Genomic DNA, 10,910 nt, shown 5'->3' on the forward strand with positions numbered 1-10,910 from the left:
CTGCTTTAGTTTGTCAGCTTGACAAATAAAGGGTTAAGGAATATAATTAGATTCAGTATTATACAAGGAGTTAATAAATATGCGGCAAGGTATTCTTAAATAAACTGTCAATTTGATAGTGGGAACAAAAAGTAGCAGTCTCGTTTCACTTTTAATATGGGGCTTAGTTTTTTGTACCCAGTTTAAGAATACTTTTATCATGTAATTTTATATGCCCGAAAACATATAAGTGTTTTGGGGCTATTGGAGTTATTTACCCAGTGATAGGAGTATTTATCACTGGGTATTTTTATGCCCTTTTTTGGGTGTTGATAGGAGGAAAATCACATGAAAATAATTAACTTAGGCATTCTGGCTCACGTTGACGCAGGAAAGACAACATTAACGGAAAGTTTATTGTATACCAGTGGTGCAATTGCAGAACTAGGGAGCGTAGATGAAGGCACAACAAGGACAGATACAATGAATTTGGAGCGTCAAAGGGGAATCACTATCCAGACAGCAGTGACATCTTTTCAGTGGGAGGATGTAAAAGTCAACATTATAGATACGCCAGGCCATATGGATTTTTTGGCGGAAGTATACCGTTCTTTATCCGTATTAGACGGAGCAGTATTATTAGTTTCTGCAAAGGATGGCATACAGGCACAGACCCGTATACTGTTTCATGCACTACAGACAATGAAGATTCCGACAATTTTTTTCATCAATAAAATTGACCAAGAGGGGATTGATTTGCCAATGGTATATCGAGAAATGAAAGCAAAGCTTTCTTCGGAAATTATAGTGAAGCAAAAGGTTGGGCAGCATCCCCATATAAATGTAACGGACAATGACGATATGGAACAGTGGGATGCGGTAATTATGGGAAACGATGAACTATTAGAGAAATATATGTCAGGGAAACCGTTTAAAATGTCAGAACTGGAACAGGAAGAAAACAGGAGATTCCAAAACGGAACGTTATTTCCCGTTTATCACGGAAGCGCTAAAAACAATCTGGGGATTCGGCAGCTTATAGAAGTGATTGCCAGTAAATTTTATTCATCAACGCCTGAAGGTCAATCTGAACTATGCGGGCAGGTTTTTAAGATTGAATATTCAGAGAAAAGGCGGCGTTTTGTTTATGTGCGTATATATAGCGGAACATTGCATTTGAGGGATGTTATTAGAATATCTGAAAAAGAGAAAATAAAAATCACAGAGATGTGTGTTCCGACAAACGGTGAATTATATTCATCCGATACAGCCTGCTCTGGTGATATTGTAATTTTACCAAATGATGTTTTGCAGCTAAACAGTATTTTGGGGAACGGAATACTGTTGCCGCAGAGAAAATTTATTGAAAATCCTCTCCCTATGCTCCAAACAACGATTGCAGTAAAGAAATCTGAACAGCGGGAAATATTGCTTGGGGCACTTACAGAAATTTCAGATGGCGACCCTCTTTTAAAATATTATGTGGATACTACAACGCATGAGATTATACTTTCTTTTTTGGGGAAAGTGCAGATGGAAGTCATTTGTGCCATCCTTGAGGAAAAATATCATGTGGAGGCAGAAATAAAAGAGCCTACTGTTATATATATGGAAAGACCGCTTAGAAAAGCAGAATATACCATCCACATAGAAGTCCCGCCAAATCCTTTCTGGGCTTCTGTCGGGTTGTCCATAGAGCCGCTCCCTATTGGAAGCGGAGTGCAGTATGAAAGCAGAGTTTCACTTGGATATTTAAATCAATCGTTCCAAAATGCGGTTATGGAGGGGGTTCTTTATGGCTGCGAGCAGGGGCTGTATGGATGGAAAGTGACAGACTGTAAAATCTGTTTTGAATATGGATTGTATTATAGTCCTGTAAGTACCCCCGCAGACTTTCGGCTGCTTTCCCCTATCGTATTGGAGCAGGCTTTAAAAAAAGCAGGGACAGAACTATTAGAGCCATATCTCCACTTTGAAATTTATGCACCGCAGGAATATCTCTCACGGGCGTATCATGATGCTCCAAGGTATTGTGCAGATATTGTAAGTACTCAAATAAAGAATGACGAGGTCATTCTGAAAGGAGAAATCCCTGCTAGATGTATTCAAGAATACAGGAACGATTTAACTTATTTCACAAATGGGCAGGGAGTCTGCTTGACAGAGTTAAAAGGATACCAGCCAGCTATTGGTAAATTTATTTGCCAACCCCGCCGCCCGAATAGCCGTATAGATAAGGTTCGGCATATGTTCCACAAGTTAGCTTAACAGCTTGCAAAAGTCATATAAAATGAGATTTGAAAGGATTAGAGACTAATTATGATGAAATGCGAATGGATATTGTGTCCTGTTTGTGGGAACAAAACCCGTAATAAAATTAGGAAGGACACTGTTTTGGAGAATTATCCCCTTTATTGTCCAAAATGCAGACAAGAAAGATTGATTAAAGTTGACAACTTGAAGATAACTGTCATCAAAGAGCCAGACGCTTAAGACGCAGAGCCGATGAAATTGTGGAACAATTCACGAATCATCGGCTCTTTTTGTTTCGTATTTGAAAGAACAAACTCACCAAATAAAAAAAACGATATTCGGGTGGGTTATTTTGTTATACCCTAAATTACCCTCTGAATTTGTTTTTAAATTTGGAGGGATTTTTTTATGTCCTTTTTTCGGGCAGTTATCTATCTGCTCATACGAAGCAAAATTTATCAATACATAGCATATCAGAGAACGGCAGGAAACCAGTTAAAAAAATTTCTGCCTATGCAACGGCACTTCCTGCCTTGAATGTAGAAGTACAATCTCCATACAACAGAATTAATATTTCCCATAACCGTAAAGGTCATAGAGCCTTTGCGGTTTTTCTTTTGTCGATTTTTGTTGGAAAGTGCCATAGGGCTATTAGTGGTGTTAGGTGTCGTTCGCCACCTCTCCATCTGGATTTTGAACATTTCAAAAATTCAGATGGGAGGTACTTACAGTGAAATACGCACCGAGAAAGGTATATATCAAGGAAAGCGGCAGATATGTGGAACTGTCCTATACGGATTTCTGCCGCCGCAGGGAATCCGACCAGACCTATATGGACAAGCTGTTTATCCCCATTCAAGGCTGTCTGCTTGAAGTCGTGAGGGAGCAATACACGGACTTCTACCGAGATAAGGAACGGTGGCGTTATCTGAAAAAATTAGATACGAAGAACAGCCTGCTTTCTCTGGATGGATTTACGGACAGCGAGGGGAAGCCTTTAGACTTTATCGCTGATGAAGCGGCAGACATTGCGGAAACCGTTGTCAATGCGGTTATGGTGGACAGGCTGAAAGCCGCCCTGCCTTTGCTGTCGGATAGTGAACAGGAATTGATACAGGCAATCTTTTTTGACGGACTTTCTGAGCGTGAAGTCGGGGCGAGGTTCGGCATAACCCAGAGCGTTGTGAACAAACGCAAAGCCAGAATCCTAAGAAAACTAAGAAAGATAATAGAAAATTAAAATTTAAGGCGTTCAGCCCCCTTGTTTTTTCCTTTGGGAAAATGAGGGGGTTTTTCTCTGCCCTCTCAATCAATTCTGATTGGAGGAAAAGAAGCATGGCATATAACCACGGACGGGAGGACAGGAAATGGCGTATCTGGAAAGAAGCGGAGGAAAAGCTGCTGCGTGAGTGCGGCGTTGATGAAGCGACCATTGAGCAGATACGCATTGCGGACAGGGCAGACTTCAATTCCAACAGGCGGTTTTACCGATGGACGAATGACATTGCGGAATACCTTGAGGACATGGCAGACAGGGAGCGGCAGACGGAAGTGGGTACGGTTGCGGAGTTACTGGACGAGATTGAGAGCGAAAATCTCTATCAAGTATTAGTCGCGGTGGACGGGCGTACCTTGAAAATCGTCCTGCTGAAAATGCAGGGGTATTCCACAAAGGAGATTGCCCCGCTCGTGCATTTGACGACTGGTGCCATCTATGCGAGGTTAGACCATCTGCGGAAGAAGCTACGAAAATTTTATAGCGTCTAAAACAGCCTGCCGTCCTGCGGGCTACTGGGTGAGGGATGGAAATCCCCTCACTTATTTTTTGCAGGAGGCAAGCGGGATGGCATACAGAGTTAAGGCGTACACGCTTCGGGAGGAATCCACGGAAAGCGGCACAAGGTATTTTATCAGCTTTAAGGACGGGCAGGGCAAATCCCACGAGTTGGAAGTGTCGGAACAGTTCTTTATGGAGTTTCGGCAGATGGAACGCAGGAACAGGAATCTCCTCCAATGGGACGAGCGGCACAGGGAGTTTTCGGAAGTATGGGACGAAACGCTGAACAGGCGGGCGTTGAAGCTGCCTAAGAGCATAGAGGAACAAATGATTGAGGCAGAACGGGCAGAACTGCTCTGTAAGGCGGTTGACGGACTGCCAGAGATACAAAGGCGGCGTTTCCTGCTCTACTACGAGTATGAGTTCAATTTTTACCAAATCGCCGCTATGGAGCATTGCACCGCTTCGGCAATACAGAAATCTGTTGCGATTGCAAAGGAGAAAGTAAAGGCGGAAATGAGGAAGTATCTCCAACCGTGACCGACACCGCCCGAAAAAGAAATCTGTTTTTTATTTGTGTGGGATTGGCGGCATTACATACTCTCACTTTTTCTTCGTGGGAGTAAATCTATTTTTAAGGAGGTCAACGCCTATGTGCAACGAAAACAAAAACACCGCCCGAAAGGAGGAAAGCCATGCAGAAGTTACAGACAGTCAACGCCGAAACGCTCCTTTATGAACCGCTTGAGAAGCCGTCCTTTGTGGTGGACAGCCTTATCCCCACAGGCTTGTCGCTGTTCTGCGGCTCACAGAAGATAGGAAAGAGCTGGCTCATGCTGAAGCTATGTTTATGCGTGTCGCAGGGACTTCCCTTGTGGGATATGCCGACAATGGAGGGCGACGTGCTTTACCTCTGCCTTGAGGACACGTTCTGCCGTATACAGGACAGGCTGTTCCGATTGACGAACGAAGCGAGCAGGCGGCTTCACTTTGCCGTGGCAAGCTGCAAGCTGTCAGACGGTCTTATCGTGCAGCTTGAAGATTATCTGAAAGATTACCCAAACAGCAGGCTTATTGTCATTGACACTTTGCAGAAAGTCCGTACAGCTTCAAAAGACAATGCCTACGCAAGCGACTATGGGGACATCTCACTAATCAAAGACTTTGCCGACAGGCATTCATTGGCGGTCATTGTCGTACACCACATCCGAAAGCAGAATGACAGCGATGTGTTCAACAAGGTGTCTGGGACGACAGGCTTAACGGGGAGTGCGGACGCTACCTTTGTTCTGGAAAAGGAGAAACGGGCATCCGACACCGCCAAGCTGTATGTGACGGGCAGGGACACGCCCTATCAGGAATACACGCTGCGTTTCCGTGATTGCAGTTGGGAACTTGTGGAGAGAAAAACGCAGGAGCAGCTTGCGAAAGAAACGATACCAGACGTCCTTTTTCGGTTGGTGGATTTTATGAGGGATAAGGAAGAATGGGCAGGCACGGCAACGGAGCTGTTAGCCGCTATGAGGGAAACGGAAACCATACCCACGGTGATTACGAAATGGCTCAATGAATACCGCACCACATTTTTAAATGAGAACCATATCGTTTATCAGTACAGCCGCAAAAAACACGGCAGGCAGATTTCGCTTGCAAAGCGGGCGGGTGACAGCGGTGACGGTGGTGACAGCGATATTGGGATACCCCCTGTTACTGTCATTGACGCTTAAAGCCGTGTAAAGCTGGCGACTCTGCCCTGCGGGTGACAGCGGTGACGGCGGTGACAGTGATTTTAGGATACCCTGCCGCTGTCATCCCTGCGGGAGAACACCCCGTAAACGCAAAGTGCAGGCGTAGGATTTACCCGCCCTTTTCGGCGTGTAAAACCACCCCTGCGGTCAGAAAAATCCTTCCGATTTTTCCGACTGCGTTTACAGGGTGTAACACACTACACTTTGCCCTGCAAAGTCGTGTGCCAGACGTTCCCTCTGGACTCCCTTATGGCAGGTCTTACGCCCTGCTTATCCTACGCTCCACGCTTCGGATAAAAGAATGGCAGCATGACGGTGACGGCTCTTGCGAGGGGGTATTCCAAAAACACCGTCATCATCGACATGACCGTCATGCAGGGAATAAGGGTGACAGTTGAGGCAGTCGGTAGGGGGTATCCCAAAACTGCTGTCACCGCCGTCACCGCTGTCACCCAAAGGGCAGTTTACCCGCCGAAGAAAGGAAGATGATGAATTATGCCCTATGCAATCCTGCGTTTCCAGAAACGCAAAGCGGGCGGCGTTGCGGCTTGCGAACGCCACAACGAGCGTAAAAAAGAAGCCTATAAAAGCAATCCAGATATAGATATGGAACGCTCGAAAGATAACTACCATCTTGTGAATCCGCCGAGGTACACCTACAAGAAAGAGATTAACCGCATGGTAGCCGAAGCAGGGTGCAGGACGAGGAAAGATAGCGTGATGATGGTGGAAACGCTTATCACGGCTTCGCCAGAATTTATGAACAGCCTGCCGCCCAAAGAACAGAAAGCGTATTTTACGATGGCTCTGGATTTCATTTCAGAGCGTGTCGGGGAGAAAAATATCCTCTCCGCAGTCGTCCACATGGACGAGAGAACGCCGCATATGCACCTCTGTTTTGTGCCGATTACACCAGACAATAAGCTGTCTGCCAAAACAATTTTAGGCAATCAAAAGAGCCTGTCCGAATGGCAGACCGCCTACCATGAGCGGATGTCCTCACGGTGGAATCAGCTTGAAAGAGGTCAGTCCTCAATGGAAACGAAGCGGAAACATGTCCCCACATGGCTCTATAAGTTGGGCGGCAGGCTTGATAAACAGTATGAGGAAATTGTGTCTGCACTGTCCGACATCAACGCCTTTAATGCAGGGAAGAAGCGTGACAAGGCTCTGGAACTGATTGCGGCATGGCTCCCAGACGTGGAGAAATTCTCAAAGGAAATCAGTAAGCAGAGTGCCTATATCAATAGCCTAAAGGAGCAAATCGGGCAGGAATCAGACTATGCGGGGCGTATGCGTGATGAAAAGTATGAGCAGGAACTAAAGGTGCAGAAAGCGAACCAGAAGATATTTGAGTTGCAGAGAACCAACGAGCAGATGGGGCGGCTGCTCTCAAAGATACCGCCCGAAGTGTTGGAAGAATTGCAGAAAAACCATAAAAGCAGAGCGAAAGAAAGGTAGATATGTGAATGAAGAAACAGGATTTTAAGGTGTTAAAGACCAAAGACTTGTACCCGTTTCCCGACAATCCGTTTCATGTGGCAGAGGATGAAACGCTGTCAGAATTAGCGGAAAGCATCAAGGAATTTGGCATTGTCACGCCGATAATCACACGCCCGAAAGAGGACGGGAACGGCTATGAAGTGATTGCAGGGCAGCGGCGTGTCCGTGCGTCTGAACTTGCAGGGATAAATACCGTGCCTGCGTTTGTCCTGCCCTTAGACCGTGACCGAGCCATCATCACCCTTGTAGACAGTAATTTACAGCGTGAGAATATCCTGCCATCAGAGCGGGCGTTTGCCTACAAGATGAAATCCGAAGCCATGAAGCGGCAGGGTTTCCGCACAGACTTAACCTCGTCACAAGTTGTGACGAAGTTGCGGACGGACGACAAGGTGGCACAGGGCTTCGGCGTAGGCAGGATGACCGTACAAAGATTTATCCGTTTGACGGAACTGATACCGCCGATTTTGCGGATGGTGGACGAGGGGAAAATCGCCCTCACGCCTGCGGTGGAACTGTCCTTTTTGAAGAAAGACGAGCAGGAAAACCTCTTTGCCACGATGGAGAGCGAAGAAGCAACGCCCTCACTCTCACAGGCACAGCGGATGAAAAGCCTAAGCCAGAGCGGGCGGCTTGACATGGATACGATATTTGCAATTATGACGGAGGAAAAGGGAAACCAGAAAGAAACCTTGAAAATCAACACAAGCAAGCTGAAAAAGTATTTTCCGAAGAACACAACGCCGAAGCAGATGGAGGAAACCATCATTAAACTTTTGGAGCGTGAATTGCAGAGGAAACGGGGCAGGGACAGCCGCTAATCTTCTCTTTTCGGGAGGTAAATGCAGAAAATTGAGGTATGAAGAATGAAAGAAATCCAGTATGAGATTGTAAAGGAAATCGCCGTATTGTCTAAGGGCGACAGCGGCTACACAAAAGAAATCAATCTTATCTCATGGAACGGAAGAGAGCCGAAATATGACATCCGCAGCTTTTCCCCGAACCGTGAGAAGTGCGGAAAGGGTATCACGTTGAACGCTGATGAAGCAGCAGCACTCCTTGAAGCATTACAGAAAGAAGTAAACAGCGGGGATTGATGGTATCTGATTGACAGGGCGGGGCGTTTCCAGACGTTCTCCTGCCCTGTCTGGAAAGGAAGATTTAAGTATGGGCGAGGATAAGAAAGCAGATAAAAAGAGAAAGCGTATCGTGCCGAAAGCACCAGTTCAGATGATAATCAGCCGTGAATATGTCGGCACGCAGACAGTCACAGAAGCGTTTATCCCGATTATTTCCGAGGATATTCGGAAGAAGATTGCCGAGGGCGACACCTTCGACAATGAGGGGCTGTCCGCTTAGAATGTACGCAATGGAACATGAAAACAGATAGGACAGATATGGAGGTTTTACAGTATGGCAGGAATAAGAATGGAGAACAAGATTTATGAAGTCGGCATGTACTGCCGCTTGTCAAAAGACGATGGCACGGATAACGAGAGTGCGAGCATTGCGACACAGAAATCCATCCTCACGGATTATGTGAAAAAGCAGGGATGGCACTTAGCAAAAACGTATGTGGACGACGGTTACTCTGGTACAAATTTCCAAAGACCAAGTTTCCAGAACATGATTAAGGACATTGAAAGCGGTCTGATAAACTGCGTTATCACGAAAGATTTATCTCGTCTGGGGAGGAACTATCTTGATTGCGGACTGTATCTGGAAGTGTTTTTCCCAGAGCATAATGTGAGGTATATAGCGGTCAATGACGGCGTGGACACGCTCAATAAATCCGCTATGGACATCACGCCTTTCCGCAACATCCTAAACGAAATGTATTCCGCCGATGTGTCGGTCAAGATAAAATCGGCGTACCGAGCGAGGTTTCAGCAGGGGAAATTCATGGGGACGACAGCACCATACGGTTACGTCAAAGACCCCGCCGACCACAACCATCTGCTGATAGATGACAAAGTTGCCCATGTGGTAAGGGAAATATTTGACCTTGCGTTAGCGGGCAACGGAATCGCCAAAATCCGCAAGCACATCAACAAACAGCATATCTTACGCCCCGCCGCTTATGCGGCGGAGCAGGGGGCAACAGGCTATGAGAGGTATTTTGAGGAGAATGAGGAGAACCGTTATATTTGGAGCGAGAACAGCGTAAGGGGCATTTTAAGAAGCCCGATATATGCGGGAAACCTTGCAGGCTACAAGCGGATTGCCGCCAACATGAAAAGCAAGAAACGCCCCTCTAAGCTGCCCGAAGAATGGGAAGTGATACCAGACACCCATGAGGGGATAGTCACGCAGGAGGAATTTGATACCGTACAGCAGCTTATTACAAGCCGCAGATTACCAGAAAACAAGGGCGGCTTTGAGAACATCTTTGCAGGCGTTATTAAGTGTGCGGACTGCGGCTATGCGATGCGGGCTATGAGTGCCAACAGGAGGAAACGCCCCGACATCATCGACTGCGTACAATATTCCTGCAATAATTATGGCAGATACGGTAATATCATGTGTACCGCACACAGCATTGAAGCGAGGGACTTGTTCAACGCTGTCCTCACCGACATCAACCGATTTGCGGATATGGCAGTCAATGATGAAAAGGCAGTGAGGGCGATTGAAAAGCGGCTCACGGAAACAGACCAGAGCAAGGCAAAGGCACTGGAAAAGGAGCAAAGAAAACTGAACAAACGCCTTGCAGAACTGGACAGGCTGTTTTCCTCACTCTATGAAGATAAGGTGATGGAGCGTATTACCGAGCGGAATTTTGAGATGATGTCGGGAAAATACCAGAAAGAACAGCTTGAAATTGAAGCAAGGCTGAAAGAGGTAACGGAAACGCTCAGCGACAGCTATGAGAAGACGCAGGGTGTCCGTGATTTCCTCTCCCTAATCCGCAACTATCAAGGCATTAAGGAACTGGACGCAACCATCATAAACGCACTTATAGACAAGATACTTGTTTCGGAACGTGAGAAACTTACAGACGGAATGGTGCGGCAGGAAATCAAGATTTATTATAAATTCATCGGCTTTGTCGGTGAATTACATATCACACCGACAAAGCGGTGGACTGCGTTAAAGCCTAAGAATTGTACGGTGTGCGGTGTTGAATATGTTCCCCGCTCTGGCATATCGAAGTATTGTCCTGCTTGTGCCAAGAAGATACAGAGGGAGAAATCAAACGAGAGCAAACGCAGGAGCAGGGAGCGAAACAGACAGGCATGTATTGAACTGTCCGCAAAAAATGACCGACTGACGACGATCTACCGGGATATCACCGGGCCGGACATAGGCGATTGGGAGATCACCTGGGAGGATGAAGACGCGGCTGCATTCTCGTTGTTCGCAACGGAAACATGGACAAATAAAAAACAGATGACCATTACTGTAAAAAATATCAAGGATAACCTGAGCGGCATCTCTGATGTGCGTATTTCTGACGCGCCGATATTGGCAGTGACGGACGGCCAATCCATGACGGTCACCTACGATGCGGATACGGACAGCTATACGGCGACGATTACGCTTGCCCCACCCGAAGGAACGACGACCTATTACATCCGTGCCATCGACGGCGCGGACAACATGGGCGGCGAAGCGCAAAAGACGACATGGCGGGATTATACGCCGGCAAC

General features: G+C 46.5%; 10 protein-coding genes and 1 pseudogene. All 11 read left to right on the forward strand.

Annotated elements, in window-relative coordinates:
* Positions 1 to 327 precede the first annotated feature (327 nt).
* A complete protein-coding gene (gene tet(O), locus ACS5WU_RS03340; RefSeq protein WP_002596250.1) occupies positions 328 to 2,247 on the forward strand; it encodes a tetracycline resistance ribosomal protection protein Tet(O) in 1,920 nt (639 codons plus the stop codon).
* Between the two features lie 51 nt (positions 2,248 to 2,298).
* Positions 2,299 to 2,472: a cysteine-rich KTR domain-containing protein gene (locus ACS5WU_RS03345; RefSeq protein WP_008724758.1), complete on the forward strand. Its 174-nt coding sequence runs from the start codon at positions 2,299 to 2,301 to the stop codon at positions 2,470 to 2,472.
* Positions 2,473 to 2,962: 490 nt separating this feature from the next.
* Positions 2,963 to 3,472: a sigma-70 family RNA polymerase sigma factor gene (locus ACS5WU_RS03350; RefSeq protein ID WP_002596252.1), complete on the forward strand. Its 510-nt coding sequence runs from the start codon at positions 2,963 to 2,965 to the stop codon at positions 3,470 to 3,472.
* Positions 3,473 to 3,567: 95 nt separating this feature from the next.
* Positions 3,568 to 3,999, forward strand: coding sequence for an RNA polymerase sigma factor (locus ACS5WU_RS03355; RefSeq protein WP_002596253.1), 432 nt, complete (start codon positions 3,568 to 3,570; stop codon positions 3,997 to 3,999).
* A 76-nt stretch (positions 4,000 to 4,075) separates the two neighbouring features.
* Positions 4,076 to 4,549 (forward strand): RNA polymerase sigma factor, encoded by a 474-nt coding sequence (locus ACS5WU_RS03360; RefSeq protein WP_002596254.1) that lies wholly within the window; start codon positions 4,076 to 4,078, stop codon positions 4,547 to 4,549.
* 155 nt (positions 4,550 to 4,704) lie between these two features.
* On the forward strand, positions 4,705 to 5,736 hold the full coding sequence (locus ACS5WU_RS03365) for an AAA family ATPase (protein ID WP_002596255.1): 1,032 nt from the start codon (positions 4,705 to 4,707) through the stop codon (positions 5,734 to 5,736).
* 516 nt (positions 5,737 to 6,252) lie between these two features.
* Positions 6,253 to 7,218 (forward strand): MobV family relaxase, encoded by a 966-nt coding sequence (gene mobV / locus ACS5WU_RS03370; protein WP_002596256.1) that lies wholly within the window; start codon positions 6,253 to 6,255, stop codon positions 7,216 to 7,218.
* 8 nt (positions 7,219 to 7,226) lie between these two features.
* A complete protein-coding gene (locus ACS5WU_RS03375; protein ID WP_002596257.1) occupies positions 7,227 to 8,081 on the forward strand; it encodes a ParB/RepB/Spo0J family partition protein in 855 nt (284 codons plus the stop codon).
* A 45-nt stretch (positions 8,082 to 8,126) separates the two neighbouring features.
* Positions 8,127 to 8,357, forward strand: coding sequence for a YdbC family protein (locus ACS5WU_RS03380; RefSeq protein ID WP_002596258.1), 231 nt, complete (start codon positions 8,127 to 8,129; stop codon positions 8,355 to 8,357).
* A gap of 70 nt (positions 8,358 to 8,427) precedes the next feature.
* Positions 8,428 to 8,619 carry a hypothetical protein gene (locus ACS5WU_RS03385; protein WP_002596259.1) on the forward strand — a complete coding sequence of 64 codons (192 nt, stop codon included), beginning with the start codon at positions 8,428 to 8,430 and terminating at the stop codon, positions 8,617 to 8,619.
* A gap of 54 nt (positions 8,620 to 8,673) precedes the next feature.
* Positions 8,674 to 10,533, forward strand: a pseudogene (locus tag ACS5WU_RS03390) (recombinase family protein); the annotation flags it as partial.
* Positions 10,534 to 10,910: the final 377 nt, after the last annotated feature.

The sequence above is a fragment of the Christensenella sp. KGMB01412 genome (assembly GCF_055522415.1).

Bases quoted from the DNA above. Each gene is read 5' to 3' on its own strand.
- ACS5WU_RS03345 (WP_008724758.1), top strand. From the start codon at position 2,299: ATGATGAAATGCGAATGGATATTGTGTCCTGTTTGTGGGAACAAAACC.
- ACS5WU_RS03355 (WP_002596253.1), top strand. From the start codon at position 3,568: ATGGCATATAACCACGGACGGGAGGACAGGAAATGGCGTATCTGGAAA.
- ACS5WU_RS03360 (WP_002596254.1), top strand. From the start codon at position 4,076: ATGGCATACAGAGTTAAGGCGTACACGCTTCGGGAGGAATCCACGGAA.
- ACS5WU_RS03365 (WP_002596255.1), top strand. From the start codon at position 4,705: ATGCAGAAGTTACAGACAGTCAACGCCGAAACGCTCCTTTATGAACCG.
- mobV (WP_002596256.1), top strand. From the start codon at position 6,253: ATGCCCTATGCAATCCTGCGTTTCCAGAAACGCAAAGCGGGCGGCGTT.
- ACS5WU_RS03375 (WP_002596257.1), top strand. From the start codon at position 7,227: ATGAAGAAACAGGATTTTAAGGTGTTAAAGACCAAAGACTTGTACCCG.
- ACS5WU_RS03380 (WP_002596258.1), top strand. From the start codon at position 8,127: ATGAAAGAAATCCAGTATGAGATTGTAAAGGAAATCGCCGTATTGTCT.
- ACS5WU_RS03385 (WP_002596259.1), top strand. From the start codon at position 8,428: ATGGGCGAGGATAAGAAAGCAGATAAAAAGAGAAAGCGTATCGTGCCG.